The organism is Tunturibacter psychrotolerans (genome assembly GCF_040359615.1).
GTDB classification, from domain to species: Bacteria; Acidobacteriota; Terriglobia; order Terriglobales; family Acidobacteriaceae; genus Edaphobacter; species Edaphobacter psychrotolerans.
The window spans coordinates 2,261,005-2,279,332 of sequence record NZ_CP132942.1 but is presented as its reverse complement, the minus strand read 5'-3'; the positions used below and the strand labels follow the sequence as shown (position 1 = coordinate 2,279,332).

13 protein-coding genes are annotated in these 18,328 nt (G+C 59.5%); 9 read left to right on the top strand and 4 right to left on the bottom strand.

The window, feature by feature from the left end; all coding sequences use genetic code 11:
* Positions 1–35 precede the first annotated feature (35 nt).
* Positions 36–386 (top strand): cupin domain-containing protein, encoded by a 351-nt coding sequence (locus tag RBB77_RS09485; RefSeq protein ID WP_353066808.1) that lies wholly within the window; start codon positions 36–38, stop codon positions 384–386.
* Here the strand turns inward: RBB77_RS09485 and RBB77_RS09480 are convergent.
* Positions 376–894, bottom strand: a complete 519-nt coding sequence (locus RBB77_RS09480; RefSeq protein WP_353066806.1) for an ester cyclase — start codon at positions 892–894, stop codon at positions 376–378. The genes RBB77_RS09485 and RBB77_RS09480 overlap by 11 nt on opposite strands.
* Positions 895–1,110: 216 nt before the next feature.
* Between RBB77_RS09480 and RBB77_RS09475 the strand changes: the two genes are divergently transcribed.
* Entirely contained in the window at positions 1,111–2,313 is a 1,203-nt protein-coding gene (locus tag RBB77_RS09475; RefSeq protein WP_353066804.1) for a cysteine desulfurase family protein, read from the top strand.
* Positions 2,314–2,507: 194 nt separating this feature from the next.
* On the opposite strand, the gene RBB77_RS09470 is transcribed toward RBB77_RS09475, so the two are convergent.
* Entirely contained in the window at positions 2,508–4,391 is a 1,884-nt protein-coding gene (locus RBB77_RS09470; protein WP_353066802.1) for an APC family permease, read from the bottom strand.
* 151 nt (positions 4,392–4,542) lie between these two features.
* On the opposite strand from RBB77_RS09470, the gene RBB77_RS09465 reads away from it, so the two are divergent.
* The 3 genes from RBB77_RS09465 to RBB77_RS09455 all read left to right on the top strand — a co-directional run bounded on the left by RBB77_RS09465 (position 4,543) and on the right by RBB77_RS09455 (position 8,349).
* Positions 4,543–5,109, top strand: coding sequence for a glutathione peroxidase (locus tag RBB77_RS09465; RefSeq protein WP_353066800.1), 567 nt, complete (start codon positions 4,543–4,545; stop codon positions 5,107–5,109).
* Between the two features lie 108 nt (positions 5,110–5,217).
* On the top strand, positions 5,218–7,209 hold the full coding sequence (locus tag RBB77_RS09460; protein ID WP_353066796.1) for a M61 family peptidase: 1,992 nt from the start codon (positions 5,218–5,220) through the stop codon (positions 7,207–7,209).
* A 381-nt stretch (positions 7,210–7,590) separates the two neighbouring features.
* Positions 7,591–8,349 carry a hypothetical protein gene (locus tag RBB77_RS09455; protein WP_353066794.1) on the top strand — a complete coding sequence of 253 codons (759 nt, stop codon included), beginning with the start codon at positions 7,591–7,593 and terminating at the stop codon, positions 8,347–8,349.
* Between the two features lie 18 nt (positions 8,350–8,367).
* Here the strand turns inward: RBB77_RS09455 and RBB77_RS09450 are convergent, their stop codons facing one another.
* Positions 8,368–9,684 (bottom strand): protein kinase domain-containing protein, encoded by a 1,317-nt coding sequence (locus tag RBB77_RS09450; protein ID WP_353066792.1) that lies wholly within the window; start codon positions 9,682–9,684, stop codon positions 8,368–8,370.
* Between the two features lie 154 nt (positions 9,685–9,838).
* Positions 9,839–11,293 (bottom strand): serine hydrolase domain-containing protein, encoded by a 1,455-nt coding sequence (locus tag RBB77_RS09445; RefSeq protein WP_353066790.1) that lies wholly within the window; start codon positions 11,291–11,293, stop codon positions 9,839–9,841.
* Here RBB77_RS09445 and RBB77_RS09440 point away from each other — a divergent pair.
* From RBB77_RS09440 to mnmA, 4 genes are all read left to right on the top strand, one after another.
* Positions 11,250–14,678 (top strand): alpha-mannosidase, encoded by a 3,429-nt coding sequence (locus RBB77_RS09440; RefSeq protein ID WP_353066788.1) that lies wholly within the window; start codon positions 11,250–11,252, stop codon positions 14,676–14,678. The two genes, RBB77_RS09445 and RBB77_RS09440, sit on opposite strands and share 44 nt — an antisense overlap.
* 169 nt (positions 14,679–14,847) lie before the next feature.
* Positions 14,848–15,891, top strand: coding sequence for a hypothetical protein (locus tag RBB77_RS09435; RefSeq protein WP_353066786.1), 1,044 nt, complete (start codon positions 14,848–14,850; stop codon positions 15,889–15,891).
* A gap of 40 nt (positions 15,892–15,931) precedes the next feature.
* The gene (locus RBB77_RS09430; protein WP_353066784.1) at positions 15,932–16,903 is read left to right on the top strand and encodes a hypothetical protein; all 972 of its coding nucleotides are present in this window, start codon (positions 15,932–15,934) and stop codon (positions 16,901–16,903) included.
* Between the two features lie 182 nt (positions 16,904–17,085).
* Positions 17,086–18,204, top strand: coding sequence for a tRNA 2-thiouridine(34) synthase MnmA (gene mnmA / locus RBB77_RS09425; RefSeq protein ID WP_353066782.1), 1,119 nt, complete (start codon positions 17,086–17,088; stop codon positions 18,202–18,204).
* Positions 18,205–18,328 lie beyond the last annotated feature (124 nt).

Genomic DNA, 18,328 nt, shown 5'->3' with positions numbered 1-18,328 from the left:
CGGTACAATCGCAAAACAATAGCATGGAGTAATACATGCAAAATCCTTCCTTCGAAGTCATAAGCCTTTCGGCCGAATCAGCAACAGCAGCCGGCTACAACAACCATTCCATCGCCAGCGTCAACGATCATGAAGTCCGTATAAGCGTCATGACCGAGTCCTATCACTGGCACTGCCATCCCGACTCTGACGAGAGTTTTCTCGCGCTGGAAGGTGGCCTCTTCATTGATTTCGACGACCAAACTGTCGAGCTCTTGCCGGGCCACATGATCACCGTCAAGCGCGGCGTCCGTCACCGCACCAGACCAGTCGGCAATCGTTCAGTCAATCTCACCTTCGAACGCGCTAACGCGCAGACCGAAACGCTTCCCTCACCTAAGGTTTAAGCTGTGGCGCAGCCAATAGCCCAAGCTGCTCCATCATGCCAACGTCATCCCGAGCGCCGTAATGATCGACGATCTTGCCATCGCGCATCTTGTACCAATGCATCACCTCGACCTCGAAGTGTTTATGGGTAGGAGGCACTCCAATCAATAAGCCGCCGTTCACTGATCGCTTCTGAACGCCAAGGTGAGTGCCGCTCTCGCGGCAACGAACAACGACCACATCGTCCTTCGCAATCAAATCAATGATGTCGAGACGAAAATCAGGGAACGTCGTCCAGATGTCTTCATAAACCATTTGCAGGCGCTGACGTCCACCCGGCGTTCCAAAGTTCTTCGTATCCTCGGCGTAATAGGTCGACGCATTCTTCCAATCGCCGCGATTCATAGAATCATGGTGCGCGCGAATCAAAGCCGCGTTCTCAGCCGACTTGTCCGAGTCAACTGCAAGACAGTCCCTATTCACGCCGAACATCAAACACGAAAGCAACATCAAGACTGCAATCTTCATTTAGATCTCCTCGGAACGTTGTGGTCAGTTGAATCCATCGAAAAACGTACCTCGCCAGAGCGATCGCACACGCGTGCCGCTCCGTATGGCATGTGCCAACCTTCTAAGTCATCTGTTGAGTCGCTAGCGTGGAACCGATGGGTCATCATACTGCCCTGCGCTCGATTTATCGGTCGCAAAACGAGACCCGGAGTACCTCACAGTAAAATAGAAGACATGCGCCGAATCTACATGGACGCGAACGCGACCACGCCTCTCCTGCCCGAAGTCTTTGAAGCCATGCGTCCCTTCTTCCTGGAGCACTACGGCAACGCCAGCTCCATCCATCAACAGGGCCAGTTCGCACGCGCCGCTGTCGACCACGCCCGCGACCAGATCGCTCATCTGCTCCACTGCCGCACCTCCGAGATCGTCTTCACCTCCGGCGGCACCGAGAGCGATAACCTCGCCCTCTTCGGCACACTCGAGAATGCTGCCGCACCGGCTCACTTCATCACCACCAGCATCGAACACGACGCTATCCTCCGCGCCGCCGCGGCCCTCGCCAAAAAGAAGATAGAAGTAACCATTCTCCCCAGCACCCCACAAGGTGTCATCGAGCCCACCGCTCTGCTCGCAGCCATCCGCCCCGAGACAAAGCTCGTCAGCGTCATGTTCGCCAACAACGAGACCGGCGTCATCCAGCCCATCGCCGCGCTAGCCGCCATCGCCCATGCATCCGGCGCGCTCTTCCACACCGACGCCGTTCAGGTCGTAGGCCGGCTCCCACTCGACCTCAGCCCCAAGGGCGCGCTCAAGGACGTCGACCTCCTAACCATCTCCGGCCACAAGATCTACGCCCCCAAGGGCATCGGCGCCCTCTTCGTTCGCCGCAACGTCCGCCTCGCCCCGATGCTCTACGGCGGCAGCCACGAGCGCCAACGCCGGGCCGGAACCGAAAACGTAGCCGGCATAGTCGGCCTCGGCAAAGCCGCCGAACTAGCCAACATCTGGCTCGCCGAAGACAGCCCCATCGACGGCCCCACCCACCTCACCGCCCTTCGCGACCGCCTCGAGCAAGGCATCCTCTCTCAAGTAGAGGAGCGCGGAGTCAACGGCGAAGGCGCCCCTCGCGTCTCCAACACCTCCAGCCTCTACTTCGATCACGTCGAAGCCGAAGCTCTCGTCATCGCCCTCGACCTCAAGGGACTCTCGGTCAGCGGAGGTTCTGCCTGCCAGTCCGGCGCCACTGAGCCCTCCCACGTCCTCACCGCGATGGGCCTCTCTCCCGCTCGCGCCCGCGCCAGCATCCGCTTCTCTCTCTCCCGCCTCACCACCGCCCAAGAGATCGACGAAGCCCTCGCCCTCATCCCTGCCGCCGTAGCCCGGCTCCGCGACCTGAGCCCCACCTGGAACAAAACCACCCTCATTCCCGCCTAATCGAGCAAACAAAGCCGCCTCGCAAGAGGCGGCCAGCACAGCTCAAAAATAAATCCCAAAAAGTTGGCGCATTTTCCGTCGAGGAAAAACACGCGGCGAAACACCACGTTTCACCACGCATCTCACCACAAATTCACCATCAAAACACCACGCCAAAACAGCCGTTTTTCTCAAAACACCCAGCAAAAACGGCGTCACAGGTACCAGGGAATATTAACCACCACAATCCTCTGATTTCCCTTCACCAGCAGCAGCAATTTCAACAACTGCACCCGCTGATTATGCAGCGCATTCTCCCACCAATGCCGCACCACCAGCTCCGGCAGCAGCACCGCCACCTTACGCCCAGGATTCTTCTCCTCAAGCTCCAAAATGTAATCCATCAGCGGAGTAACAACGAACCGATAGTTCGAAGGAATCGTCACCAACTCGGGCTCCTGCAGCCCCTCCTTCTTGATCGGCGCCATCACGAGATCTTCCCAGATGTCCTCCAGGCTGCACTCCTCATCATCCGAGTGGATATGCACCACCTTGATCTCCTTCGAAAGCAACAACCCAAACCGCATCGCCTTCTCCGTGATCCGGTCCCACCGAGCCATCGGAATCACCACCAACGGCTCTTGCAGATTCACCAGGTTCAACGGTGCCAGGTCCGCCATCTCACGCTTCACCCGCGAGTAATGCCGCTTCACCACCCACATAACCCCGATCAGAACGGGTACCAGTAGCGCCGTCACCCAAGCCCCTGCGCGGAACTTTGCAACGAGCACAACAAGTGTCGTAATCCCTGTCGCCACGGCACCGACACCGTTCACAAACATATGCCAGCCGCGTCCCGGATGAGCCTCGCCCCTCTTCCAGTGCACCACCATTCCGGCCTGCGAGAGCGTAAAAGCAAGAAACGCTCCAATCGCATACAGCGGAATCAAGCGGTCGGTCACGCCCCCAAACAAAATCAGGATCACTGCAGTAAATCCCGTCAGAGCATAGATCCCATGCGAGTACAGAAGCCGCCGCCCGCGCAGAATAAACACATGCGGCAGATAGTCATGCAGCGCAATCGCGCGTGTGAGCCGTGGAAAGTCAGCAAACGCCGTGTTTGCGCTCAACGCCAGAGCCACCAACACGCTGCCCGACGTCAGATAATAAAACCATCCGCGCCCGAAGACAGCAGTCACCAGCAAACTAAGCAAACTTTGAAAGTGTGCCGCATCCGGATCCATCGGCATAATCCGGTATGTCTTCGCCAGGTAAGCGATCCCGAACAACAGCACCATCAAAATTCCGATGATCACCGTCAGCGTCCGCTGCGCCCGCTGCACCCTCGGCTCGCCAAACGCCATCACTCCATTCGATACAGCCTCGACCCCGGTCATCGCCGCGCATCCACTCGCAAACGCCTTCAACAGCATCCAGATCCCCAGCGTCCCAACCGTCGCCGGCAACGCAGCAGGAATCGGAGCCATCGGCATCGGATGCCCACCAGCATGAATCGTCTTCCACATCCCAACCGCAATCAACGCCAGCAACGTGCTGACAAAAAGGAACGTCGGCAGCATGAATGCCGTTCCCGTATCCTTCACACCGCGCATGTTCACCAACGCGAGAATCACAAGGATAATCAGGCAGATCAGCAGCGTATGGCTCTGCAGCCCTGCGAATCGCGTACCCTGCACCGCCGACGTCAGCGCCGTCACACCCGCCGAAATCCCCACCGCTGCCGTCAGAATATAGTCGATCATCAGCGCCGCCGCTGCCAGCAGCCCCGGTTTCTCCCCCAGGTTCTCCGACGCAACGGTATAGCTTCCGCCGCCACCCGGATACGCCGCAATCGTCTGTCGATAGCTGAAGTACACAATCGCCAGCAAAATCAGGATCGCCCCGATAATCCGCCAGCCGTACTCAACCCCGCCGATCCCCAACGGAATCAGCAGCGTCATCGCTGCCTCAGGCCCGTACGCCGCGCTCGTCAGCCCATCCAGGCCAAAAATAGGAATTCCCGCAGCTACACCAATGTGCTCTGCCCGCTCCTCACTAGTTGCGAGGGGCCTGCCAATAATCGAATCTGCAAATGACATACGATTTAGATCCTACCGCCTCCGTCAACCCAATCCCTCGAAAAAGTCATAAAGAAGACGTAAAAGACCCAAACCAATATCGACCTCCGCAAGCCATTCCGGGAATCCTTGCCACACCTATAATCGACTCAATACAGTTTCAGGAGAATCCATGTCCCTCGCCGCTCTCTACGACATCCCCGTCCACAAAATCACCGGCGAAGGCACCTCGCTCGCCGACTACCGTGGCAAAGTCCTCCTCATCGTCAACGTCGCCTCCAAGTGCGGTCTGACTCCCCAGTACGACGCCCTAGAAAAGATCTACGCCCGCTTCAAAAACTCCGGATTCGTCGTCTGCGGCTTCCCTGCCAACGACTTCGGCGCCCAGGAACCCGGCTCCAACGAGGACATCCAGACCTTTTGCCGTTCCACCTTCGGCGTCGACTTCCCCATGTTCTCCAAGATCGCCGTCACAGGCCCCGACACCCATCCCCTTTACCAGTCGCTCATCGCCGCCGAACCCAAAGCCACCAGTCCCGGTCGCGAAGCCTTTCGCGAAAACCTCAACGGCTTCCTTCAGCAGCACGGCGCCACCACCAATCCCGAACCCGGCATCCTCTGGAACTTCGAAAAGTTCCTCATCGACCGCAACGGCAAAGTCGCCGCCCGCTTCTCCCCCGAAGTCCTTCCAGACGACCCCGCCGTCGTAGCCGCCATCGAATCCTGCCTTAACTCCTAATCCCGAACAAGGACGCAGCCTGCGACAACCAGTCTGCGTACTTTCCTCAGCCTTATCCGTCTCCATCTAATATCTAAAATCCTGCTTCGAGAGGAAAATTCTCTACTCATGATCAACCGCACCGCCATTCTGCCTTTAGCCCTTCTCACCTTCGGAACTCCTGGCCTCCTCCAGGCCCAAAAGACGGCCGCCAAGGTTGTCAAACTTCCTACCAACAGCGCCGCTAGCCAGATACCCCATCTCGGAGAGCCCATCCAGATCACCGCCGATCTCTCCGAAGCGCCCCGCAAGCTCTATCACGCCGAGATCGACATCCCCGTCAAGGCCGGCCCCGTCTCTCTCACCTCTCCCAAGTGGATCCCCGGCAACCACCGCCCCACCGGTCCCGTGGACGACATCACCGGCGTTGTCTTCACCGCTAACGGCAAAGTCCTCCCCTGGCGCCGCGACGATGAAGACCTCTACGAGTTCCACGTAACCGTCCCTGCCGGCGTCACCACCCTCCACGCCCATCTCGACTGCATCGTCACCGCCCGCGTCAGCGACAAACTAGCCGTCCTTGAATGGGAAAAACTCCTTCTCTATCCCGCGAAGACTCCCGTCAAAGAAATCGCCGTCCAGCCGTCAGTGAAGGTTCCCACAGGCTGGGGCATCGGCACGGCACTCACCCCCACCGACGGCTACGATCCCCAAAATCCTAAAGGCGGCCTCACCCACTACGCCCCCACCACCGTCGAGCAGCTCGAAGACTCCCCCGTCATCACCGGCCAATACTTCCACGAGTTCGCCCTCGCCCCTGAGGTCACGCCGAAACATTACATCGACGTAGTCTCCGACTCACCCGAAGACTCCAACCTCCGCCCCGCACTGCTCGCCGAACTCAACAACCTCGTCCGCGAAGCCGGTGCCGCCTACGATTCGCACCACTACAACGTCTACCACTTCCTCCTCACCCTCTCTGACGTAGCTGGCGGCGAAGGCCTCGAGCACGGCCAGTCCTCCGACAATGGTGTCGGCGAAAAAGGCTTCTCCGACCCAATGCATCAACTCGCCGAATCCGACCTCCTCTCCCACGAGTTCACTCACTCCTGGAACGGCAAATACCGTCGCCCCTTCAACCTCTACCAAGACGACTTCGAGAAGATGCAGCAGGGCTCGCTCCTCTGGGTCTACGAAGGTATGACCCAATACCTCGGCAACGTCCTCGCCGCCCGCTCCGGCCTCAAATCGCAGGAGCAGTACCGCGACATCCTCGCCCTCTCCGCCGCCAGCCTCGACTATCGACCCGGCCGCGAGTGGCGCTCGACCGAAGACACCGCCATCTCCGCCAGCATCCTCCGCGGCGGGAACCCCGCCTGGTCCAACTGGAAGCGCGGCCAGGACTACTACCAGGAAGGCGAGCTCTTCTGGCTCGACGCCGACACCCTCATCCGCCAGAAGACTGACAACAAGAAGTCCCTCACCGACTTCCTTCACATCTTCCTCGGCAAAGGCGGCAACACCGGCCCACTCATCGTGACCTATAACCGTGACGAGCTAGTCGCCGATCTCAACCAAGTCATGCCGTACGACTGGGCCACTTTCATCCACGAGCGCATCGATAACCTCAATCCACGCGCCGACCTCGCCGGCATCGAACGCGGCGGCTACAAACTCGTCTACACCGACAAGCCCTCCAAGTCCGAGCACACCGTCGCTGAATCCGGCAGCCGTCGCGGCAGCTCCGTCAATGTCTGGTACTCCCTTGGCTTCCGCATCGGCAGCGACGGCACCATCACCGACGTTCGCTGGAACGGTCCCGCCGACAAGGCCAAGTTCTTCCCTGGACAGAAGATCATCGCGGTCAACGGCAACGTCTTCTCCGGTGACGCTCTCAAGACCGCAATCAAACAGGCAAAGGGAACCTCTGAGCCAATCCACTTCATCCTGCAAAGCGACGCATTCGTCACCACCGCCGACATCGACTATCACGAAGGCGAGCGCTACCCCACCCTCGTCCGAGTAGACGGCACTCCCGCCTACCTCGACGACATTACAAAGCCCCTCGCCAATTCCGAACCCATCCCCGCCGAGAAGAAAGAAAAAGACTGGAACGAATAATCCCCGCACCGCAAACAGAGAAGCGCCGCTCCCATCAAGAGCGGCGCTTCCCTGTTTCCAACCCAATCCAAACCCACCCCCCGCAGTACCCCGCCATCGAGGGTGCCGTTGCCGCTGTAGTTGTTTCGTTCTTGCCTTTCTTGTTGTCATCCCCGGAGGGGATCTGCTGTTGCAGTTCTCTTCCCCATCCAAAAATCTCCGGCATTCTGACCGAAGTTGCCAAATCAACTCACCCGCCCCCGCATTCCACCTGGCCTGTTGTCGCCCGTCACACTCCGACCGTCGAGACGTCTGAACTCAGCAGAAAAAAAATAACAGAAGCAATCCACCCAAACTTCGATAAGCTTGGAGACCATCCCCTTCGGAGATGCTCAATCCTTAATGCTGACTCTGACGCAAAACATTGTGATCCTCGTCGTGACGATGACCTGTTCCATGCTTTTCATGGCGATTCTCAACCGTTTCTGGCCTCGCGAACGGCGGACAGTGCACAACGATCTGATCGGCTGGCAACTCGGCATCCTTGGCACAACCTATGCCGTCATCCTCGGCTTCATGCTCTACACAGTCTGGACCAACTTCGGCGAGGCAAACGTCAACACCGACCTCGAAGCCAACTCATTGCGCAACGTCTATAACATCGCCGAGGGCCTGCCTGCTCCCCAACGCACCCTCCTCGAACAGCAGACCCGAGCCTACGCCGACGCTGTCATCAACTATGACTGGCCCGAGTTGCATCGCGGCGAAATCCCCGAAGAAAGCCATCTCCTCGACCGCGACATGTGGAAGACCCTCACCTCGATCAAGGCTGCCAGCCCTTCCGAACTCGTCGCCCAGGACCACGCAATGACCGAACTAAGCTCCCTCACCGAGCATCGGCGCACCCGTCTCATTCAAAGCGTCTACCGTCTTCCCACCATCCTGTGGGCCGTTCTCCTGGTTGGAGGCCTCGTCACCATACTCTCGGCTTCCCTCTTCGGTGCCGCCAACCGGACCCTCCACGTGGCTCAGGTCTTCTTCTTCACCCTGCTCATCACTCTCGTCCTACTCGCAATCGCCGACGTCAACCTGCCCTTCCGCGGCTGGGTTCACGTCAGCGACTTCGCTTTCAAGCACGCCCGGATGAATATGAACGACTAACGATCGAAAGCTAACGCCCTATCGACGATAGTTCTGCGCATAGCTGTCGCCAGGCAGCCCCTCTGCGTGCCTCTTCTTCAGCAGCGCAAACGCCTCATCACGGCTCATCGTGCCCCCTACGGTCACCAAATAGGGAGCACGTCCGTTGGGCGTGAACACCTCAGGCCGCAGATCCGGATGCTTCGCCGCAACGCTCGCTGCCTTCTCCTGTGCCTGCGCCTCCCGGTTATACGTAAACGCCACCACCCGCCACTGTCCGGCACCGTTTGTTGCAGTTGTCGGCGTCGCAGGCACAGAAGCCTCCGGCGCAGCCACAGAGGCAGGAGCAGCCACTGAGCCACGCTCAGCAGGCGCCTCCAGCGCAGGAGCGGGCGCCGCTTCACTCCCCTCCGTCGCAATCGCAGGAACCACAGCATTCGCCTGCACCGCGCCGCCAGCCTTCGACGCACGTCCATGCACAAAGAGCGCAACCACCGCCAGCAGCAGCATCGCTCCAACACCAATCGCCAGCCGCCGTCCTTCTATCCCGCGTGACTCCGCCTCCACAGGAACCCGAACACGTTCCGTCGGGTAAGACGGAAGCTCCACCACGGTCTGCGCCACTATTCCCGCATCGGTCGCTTTCGTTACCACCGGACGAGTCCCTACCTGCACCGTATCCGGCCGTAACGCCGTATGAATCTCTTCCAGCCCCCACTCCCCACTCATTCCCTTGGGTACGATCTCGTTGAACGGAGCAGCCAGTGGCATATACCGTTTCGCCTCTTCAAGCGTCTTGCTCTGCGTCAGAGCCTGCAGCAACACCACCGAATAATCGTGCACATCCCGGCTCTTCAGATCGCGACCCTCCTGCCCCTCGGGAGTCTCCCGAATGCAGTCGCTTCGCAGCTTGATCGCCTCACCGACAGCAAGCACATTCGCCGGCTCGATATGTTCATGCACAAAGCCATTCGAGTGCAGCGCCTCAAGTGCCATCAACAAGCTCGTCCCAATCTGCTTGGTCTCCTCCGTCGTCAAACGCCGCTCGGCAACAATCTCGCCCATGTTGGCGTCGACCGGTTCCATCACTGCGTAAACCAGCGAAGTCTCGTCCAGCGTCACCCGACCAAACTGAATCAGCTTCACCAGATTGGGGTGATTCAGCACCTGAATCCCGCGCCACCGCACCAGGATCTCTTCATCATCAAAGTGCGATTCGATCAGCCGTATGACCGTCGGTCCACCAACACCATCCGAAGTCGAAAAGAAAGCACTCCTGCCTTCGGGCCGTATCAGCTTCGTAAGAGGAAACGCTCCATCAATCGTTCGTCCTTCATATTCTGTCCAGAGTTCCATGTCTGTTCTACCGTCCTGAGGATTGATTCAAGGAGAAAGCCGCAATGGGCAAGCGAAACAAGAAAGGACGTGACAAAAGCAGTCGCAAGCAGCCAGACTCCTCGCACAACCACGACCCATTATCCTTCATCGTAACGCCGCCTCTCAACGCAAACTAGCTCCCCGATGGAATTACCAGGTATTGCTCTAGCTTCCCGTCCGGCTCCTCATAGACTGTGACGCGCAACTGCCTGTCCGGAAAGCTCACACTGAAGGACCGAAACGTCATTCCGCCGCGCAACTCCTCATCCGTCTGTTTGAAGTTGCTCGGCGCTCCCAGCGGCTTCAAGCTGTTTGAGAAATCCGTCACCGCCTCGTCCGTGAAATACCCATTACAAAGCGCCGTCAACTGTGTACGGTCCAACTTCCCATTCTGCAACCCGGTAAAGATATCCAGTGCACGCTTCTCTGCCGCAGCAGTCCCAGCCGACATATCACCGCCCAGCACCAGCGGAGCGATCCTCTTCGCCAACGCGCCAGCCGCGCTCGAAGCATCTTCATTCGTCAGCACCGTCACCGCCACCTTGTCATCGGGATACACAACATTCTGCGACACAAACCCAGACACCTCCCCGCTATGCGACACGAAGCGATGCCCATCCCGGTCTCCCACCTGCACTCCCAAACCATAGTGTGTCCCGGTACCATCCTTCAGCTTCACCTCGCGAAACATCTCGTCATAAGAAGCCGGCGCCAGCAGCGTCCGATTCATCAAACTGATATCCCACAGCGCCAGATCGCTCGCCGGCATCGCCAGCTCTCCCGCAGCAAACATCCACCCCGCGCCTTCCTGCGGCGCCGGACGCAACGGTCCCAGTGCATGTTGGTAATATCCAGTCGGATCAGTCGCCGGCAGCCTGCTCGCGTCCGAGTTCAACACTCCATTCATCTTCAACGGGTTGAAGATCCGCTCCTGCAACTGCTCAATCAACGGCTTGCCCGCAACGATCTCCGCAATCCGCCCCGCAATCACATAGTTCGTATTCGAGTACTGCCACTTCGTCCCCGGCTCGAAGTCCAGTGGCTTCTTTGCCCACACATCCAGAATGTACTGCGGAGTCGCCGGCTGCATCATCGAGGTCATCACATAATCTTCGGGCCAAAAATCCTGATACCCCGAGGTCATCGACAGTACCTGACGCACCGTCACCTCATTCGCTCGCGTCAGCTCCGGCAAATACTTCCCCACCGGATCATCCAGCTTCACCTTGCCATCCTGCACCAGCAGCAAAATCAACGCCGCCGTAAACTGTTTGCTCACCGAGCCAATCGAATACTGCATTCCCGGCTCCGCCAGCAACACTGGCTCCAGCCGTGCCTTCCCATACGCCTTCACAAACGCTACCTTCCCACCCTGCACGACCGCGACCGAAGCGCTCGGCACCCCGGTTGACTTCATCACATCAGCCGCAGCGTCACCGATTCCCTTCACCGCGTCCGGCGCAAGCGTATTCTGCGCCAACACCGTTCCAACCATTGAAAAACCCAACCCAAGGACAGCAGCAGAACACACTCGCAGATTGATCATGCACGAAAGAGTAGCAGCACTTCCGAAACTCGTCAGCCTCAAAGATTCTCTCCATCCAAACGCCCGTTTTTCTCCCGAAGCCTCATCTTTTGCTAACCTTGGCTTCATGCTCCTTCGCCGGCTTCCGCTCGCCCTCCTGCTCTCTTGCACCACGCTGCTCGCCCAATCCTTCACCCCTGTTCGAGAACAAAAAAACCTCTCCCCCGCCGCCATCGCCAAACTCCACACCCTCGAAACCCTCAACGCCCTTCCCGCCGGCGAGTGGCACTTCCACGCCGGCGACGTCCCCCACGGCGAATCTCCCTCGCTCGACGACTCTTCCTGGCCACTCGTCGCTCCTAAATCCAAAGCTCCTCACGAAGCCGTCTGGTACCGCCGCGAGATCGAAGTTCCCAAGACCCTCAACGGATACGACCTCACCGGCTCCCGCATCTGGTTTCAGTTTCGCGCCGGAGCCAATGGCCCCATCCCCGAGGTCATCTACTTTAACGGCCGCCGCGTAGCCCTCGGCGACGACCTCGAACCCATCATCCTCTTCGAACCCGCCAAGCCCGGCGACAAGATCCTCGTAGCCGTCAAGCTCCTCCAGACCGTCGACGACAAAACCTTCTCCGGCATCAGTCTCCGCATCGAACCCAACCCCGACGCAACCGGCGCCACCGCCCGCCCATCCCCCGATGACATCCGCATCCAGTGCATCGCCGCGGCAAATATCCTCCCCTCCCTCGCACCCCCGCGCAAAGATCTCCTCCCCAAAGTAGAAGAAGCCGTAGCATCCATCGACACCAACGCCCTAGCCGCAGCCGACCAGGCCGCCTTCGACAAATCCCTCCGCCACGCGCAGGAGATTCTCATCGCCCTCCACCCGGTTCTCTCTGAAGCCAAAATCGACCTAGCCGGAAACTCTCACATCGACGCCGCCTGGCTCTGGCCCAAAAGCGAGACCGTCGACGTAGTCAAGCGCACCTTCACCACCGCGCTCCAACTGATGAATGAGTATCCCGACTACACCTTCTCGCAATCCGCCGCACAATACACCGAGTGGATGGCCGAAAAGTATCCCGCCCTCAACGACCAGATCCGTCAGCGAGTCAAAGAGGGTCGTTGGGAAATAGTCGGCGGCATGTGGGTCGAACCCGATCTCAACCTGCCCGACGGAGAGTCACAAATCCGTCAGCTCCTCGTAGGCCAGCGCTACTTTCAGAAGGAGTACGGCGTCACCGCCCGGATCGGCTGGAACCCAGACTCCTTCGGCTACAACTGGCAGCTCCCTCAGATCTACAAACGTTCCGGCCTCGACTACTTCGTCACGCAGAAGATGCACTGGAACGACACCAATCAGCTCCCGTTCCGCCTCTTCTGGTGGGAATCGCCCGACGGCAGCAAGGTCCTGACCTACTTCCCCACCGACTACGTCCACGACAACGTAAACCCCACCCGCATCTCCGCTGACTTCGCCGAGTCCGCTGACCGCAACCCCGGCACCACCGAGATGCTCGACCTCTACGGCATCGGCGACCACGGCGGCGGTCCCACCCGCGCCATGCTCGATCAAGCCGACCACTGGATCGCCGCAGGCACAAAAGATCACGACGCAGTCCCCACCATGCGCTACCACACCGCGCAGCAGTACTTCACCAACGTAGAAAAAAACCTCAACTCCAACTCCCCCACGTGGAACTACGACTCGATCGCCAAAGGCTACACCGCACCAGCAGCGGCAAACGGCGCACTAGGCATCCCCACCTGGAAAGACGAGCTCTACTTCGAATACCACCGCGGCATCTACACCACGCAAGCTGCGCACAAACGCAACATGCGCAACAGCGAAGTCGCAACTCTCGACGCAGAAAAACTAGCCTCCTTCGCATGGCTCGCCGGCAGCCCCTATCCGGCCGACGAGCTCACCGAGAGCTGGAAAAAAATCACCTTCAACCAGTTCCACGACCTCGCAGCCGGCTCAGGCATCGCCATCATCTACAAAGACGCCCAGCGCGACTACACCGAAGTCTTTAACTCCGACGCACTCATCAACAACGCCTCCGTCAAAACCCTCGCCGACCAGATCAACACAGCGAATCAACCGGGCGAACCGATACTGGTTACGAACACGCTTGCATGGCCACGCAAAGAAACAATCCAGATCAATGTCCAAACGCCCGAAGTCGGTGAACTAGCTCTCACCGATGACGCCGGAAACAAGCTTCCATACGAAGATCTGAACGAAGGATCAAATAGTCGAGAGCACACCGTACTCGCCACGATTGATGTACCCGCACTCGGATACAGCGTTCTGCACGCAACCGCGTCATCAGCCAAACAGCCGCGCGGTTACGAAACCGCACCCTCCGACCTGACGCTCGCCAACGACAAGCTAAAAGTGTCCATCGACTCCAGGACTGGCTGCATCACCCAGATCAGCGATCCGGCAGCCACTCACAAGTATCTGGCCCCAAACTCCTGCGGCAACCAGCTACAAGCCTTCGTCGACACCCCGAAGCAGTACGACGCATGGAACATCGATCCCGGCACACTCGATAAAGCCCCCACCATCATCGATCACGTCGACTCAATTCATGTCATCCGGTACAGCCCCCTTCGCAAGAGCATCCGCATCTCTCGCCACTGGCAAAACTCCACCTTCACCCAGAACATCTCTCTCGACGCCGGCGCCGACCACGTCGACATCTCCAATGACATCGACTGGCACGAATCCCACGTCCTCCTCAAAGCCGCGTTCCCGTTAGCCGCAACCGCACCTAAAGCCACCTACGAAATCCCCTACGGCTCCATTGAGCGGCCCACCACTCGCAACAACTCCTGGGAGAAAGCCCAGTTCGAAGTCCCAGCCATGCGCTGGGCCGACCTCGGTGATGCCAACCAGGGGCTCTCCGTCCTCAACGACTCAAAGTACGGCTATGACGCGGTCGGCAACACCCTCCGCATCACGCTCCTGCGTTCCCCCACCTGGCCTGACGCCGACGCCGACCGCGGTCACCAGCACTTCGTCTACTCCATCTACCCCCACACCGGCTCCTGGAAGCAAGCCCAGACCGTCCGTCGCGGCTACGAGCTCAACGACCCACTCAAAGCCACCCAAGTCTTCGCCCACACCGGCACCCTGCCCGCGCAATCCTCATGGGCCGAAGTCGAAAACCCCAACGTAACCCTGACCGCCATCAAAAAAGCCGAAGACTCCGACGCTCTCGTCTTCCGCATGTACGAGTGGGCCGGTACCCCAACCGAAGTCAAACTCCACATCCCCCACGGCGCCACCTACGCCGTCGAATCCAACATGATGGAGAAGCCCGAAGGCGGACATCTCCCCTTAACCGGCGACGTAGTCACCGTTCCCATCAAGCCCTACGAGATCATCACCCTCCAGGCCATCTATCCCCGCCAAGCCACCACGACAAATAACCAATAGCCGTCTTTCGTTCTTGCATTTACGCCGCGTTGAGTTTCCATCGCAAATGGAAAACTCAACGCGGCTTCTTTTTTTGCAAAAACCCTCCCAGAAACAACGTCTCGCAGCTATACCTGTGGCCCAGACTTCTGCCATACTTAAAATCATCGCTAAAAGTGAAGGCTTCATCATGATGCACCGGGCTCTCCTCTGTATCTGCACGATAGCTGTCCTCGTTAGCTTCAGCCGCGCTCAATCTTCGCGCGAAAAACAAGATCGCAGAATCAACCCCCAGGCCCCCCTCCAGGCCGAACTGCTCGCGCCCGTGGACGCCAACAAACTTGCACTGGGAGCTCCGGTCTTCGCGAAGGCCCGCGTCGACTGGAATGACCCCTCCTGTCATCTCCGCACCGGCTCCGCCGTCACCGGCCACATCGTCGCCATCGAGAAGCGAACAAAACAAAGCAAAGGATCCAGCCTCACCATCGCCTTCGACCACGCCGACTGTGACGGCCGCATCGCGCCCATTCAGTTCACACTCTTCGCCCTCATCGCCGCCCCCGAAGTCGATGAAGGCATGCCGCTCAGAGACTCCAGCACAAACCTCGGCGCATCAAGCACGCAACCTCACATGTCCATGGGAGGCGGAGGAGGCTTGGGGGGCGGCGGATCCTCAGCCCATGCAGCCACACCAATAGCCAGCAAAGATGACATGAGCCTCAACGGAAAATCTTCCGATGACAAGACCCCCAAAGTCATCCAGGCCGGACAGGTCATCGGCCTTAAAAAAGTCACTCTCAGTGTAGGCACCGGTCCCGACGGAGCCTCCGTCCTCACGTCCCTCAAAGACAACATCCGCCTCGAAGGCGCCACCCAACTCGTGCTCATGCCTCGCGGCTCGGTCGCACCCACACCGAAACCGGAACTCGCAGAAAACTCCACACCCCCCAACCTCACCGCCGCAGCAACACCGCCCCCACCACCCGAACCCAAACCCGCTCCCCCTCCCCCCGCCGCCCCCACCCGAGATCGACGAGACCAGCATCTGCACCGCCCCCTGCTCCCTCGTCCCCGACTCCACCGATATCGCGGCAGTCCACGCCTCACGTACCCTCTCCACTGCCGCCTTCGGTTTCGTCCCTCACGACACCCGCGAATACTCCGCCTTCGACTACGAATCCACCCTCGCCTACCTCGACGCCCAGAACCTTCTCTTCACCTACGACCCTCATAAGCTGCGCCAGCGCTTCCCCGCCGGCATCCGCACCGAATCCATGCGCACCGTCCGAGCCGTGCTCCTCGACCCCGCCACGCTCAAGATTAAAAAGATGGTCGACTGGCAGATCCAGGGAGAAGGTCAGTTCATCTGGCCTGCCGCGCCCGGTCAGATCCTCGTTCACCTCGGCCATCATCTGCGCCTCCTCGACGCCAACCTCAACGTTCTCCGCGAGGCCCCCGTCCCCGGCCAACTCGTCTTCGTCTCCGCCTCCCCCTCAGGCAGCTACATCGCCGTCGGAACCCTGCATGAGCGGCACACCCCAACCAGTCACCAGCAGCTAGTCGACGTCCTCCACATCGACCCCGAAGAGGACACCGACGTTCAACTCTTCGATCAAAATTTCACCGTCCTGCTCACCACCCGTCAAAGCTCCTCGCTGCCTCCGCCCGTTCTCTCAGACGCCGGAGAGATCAGAGTCAACACCGTTGGTCACGACCGCTGGCGCATCCGCGAGCTCCGCTGGGACCACACCGAACACACCATCGCCAACATCAACTCCGTCTGCCATCCGAACATCTCCACCCCGCTGCCGGACTCCGTCTTCCTCGTCGGCTGCACCCAGTCTCCTCTTCAAAACTGGTATCGCCTCATACGTCTCGACGGCCATCCCATCCTCAACGGCCATGGCTCCTCCGAAGAGATCGAGCAATCCTCCAGCAGCAGCAATCAGGACGACTTCGCCGTCCGCGTCGTCCGCGCCCACGTCGCCAAAGCACGCGGCGCCTACTTTCACAAGCAGGACCTGAAGGAGCAGGAGGTCAGCGTCTACCGCGCCAGCGACGGCAAGCGTCTCTTCTTCTCCATCAATCCCGCCGTCTCTCTCGCCGAGCAGTCCTTCGCCTTAGCCCCCGATGGTACGCAGCTAGCCATCCTCACCAGCAACAGTATCTCGCTCTACCCAATCGCCAACACCTCCCCCAAGATCGGAAAGGTCTCACAGGCAGCCCACCCCACCGCCTCAAACTGAAATCGTCCCAAGCGGATTGAGGCAAAGCGCCATCAATCCCGCAATCTATTCCAGCGGGCACTAACCAACGAACTCTCTCCACACGTTGATATACTGGAAGAGTGCGTCAGAGGACGCGCCTCATCGCAAGGTTTCTCAGGCTATTTCAGCGAAGTCATCCCGCGGTGCCCCCGAACAATTCCATGCCCACCGAGCCCAACAACACGATTGCGGTCGCCATGTCCGGAGGAGTCGACTCCTCCGCCGTCGCCGCACTCCTGCGCGCTCAGGGTCACGAGCTCGTCGGCCTCACCCTCCAGCTCTGGAACCAGCGCCGCCTCGCAGGACATGAGGGCATGCCCGAAGCCGTCCAGGGCCGCTGCTGCTCCATCGACGACGTCTACGACGCTCGCCACGTAGCCGAGCAGCTCGACATCCCCTACTACGTCGTCAACCAGCAGGAGCGATTCGAAGCCGACGTCGTTAAGCCCTTCGTATCGGAGTATCTCGCCGGCCGCACGCCCATCCCCTGCACCCTCTGCAACAATCACCTCAAGTTCGACCAGCTCCTCACGACCGCCCGTCAGATCGGCGCAGATCGCATCGCCACCGGCCACTACGCACGCAACCGCTTCGACGAGACGCGCCAGCGCTGGATCCTCTCCCGCCCCGAAGACAAGTCCAAGGACCAGACCTACTTCCTCTTCGGCCTCACGCAGGAGCAGCTCAGCCGCACCATCTTCCCCCTCGGCGAGATGCAGAAGCCTGCCGTCCGCCAGATGGCCGCCGACGCAGGCCTTGCCGTAGCGCAAAAGTCCGACTCGCAGGAGATCTGCTTCATCCCAGGGGGCGACTACAACACCTTCCTCAAGGCCTACCTCGACGAGCAGGGCGAAGACCTCCCCAACACAGCGGGCGAACTCGTCACCACCACCGGAGAAGTCATCGGCCACCACGAAGGCATCCAGAGCTTCACCGTCGGCCAGCGCAAGGGTCTAGGCATCACCAGCCCCAACCCGCTCTACGTCCTCGCCATCCACCCTGACTCGCACCAGGTCACCGTAGGCTCAGACGAAGATCTCCAGTCCCGCGACCTCTTCGCCAACCGCCTCAACTGGATCTCGATCCCCGAGCTTACCGAACCCATCCGTGTCAGCATCAAGATCCGCCATCGCCACACCCCGGCCATGGCCACGCTCACCCGCGTAGACGCCGAAACCGTCCACGCCTTTTTCGACGAGCCCCAACGCGCCATCACCCCCGGCCAATCCGCCGTCTTCTACCAGGAAGACGAGGTAGTCGGAGGCGGTTGGATCACCTAACCAGAAAAACCATTGATTTCCTAGTTGCCGCTTTTCTGGTTGTCATCCCGAAGGGGATCTGCTGTTGCTTTCTTCCTCATCCTCAACAAAAGCCCAAAGCGGTCCACTAACTCCTGAGTCCGAG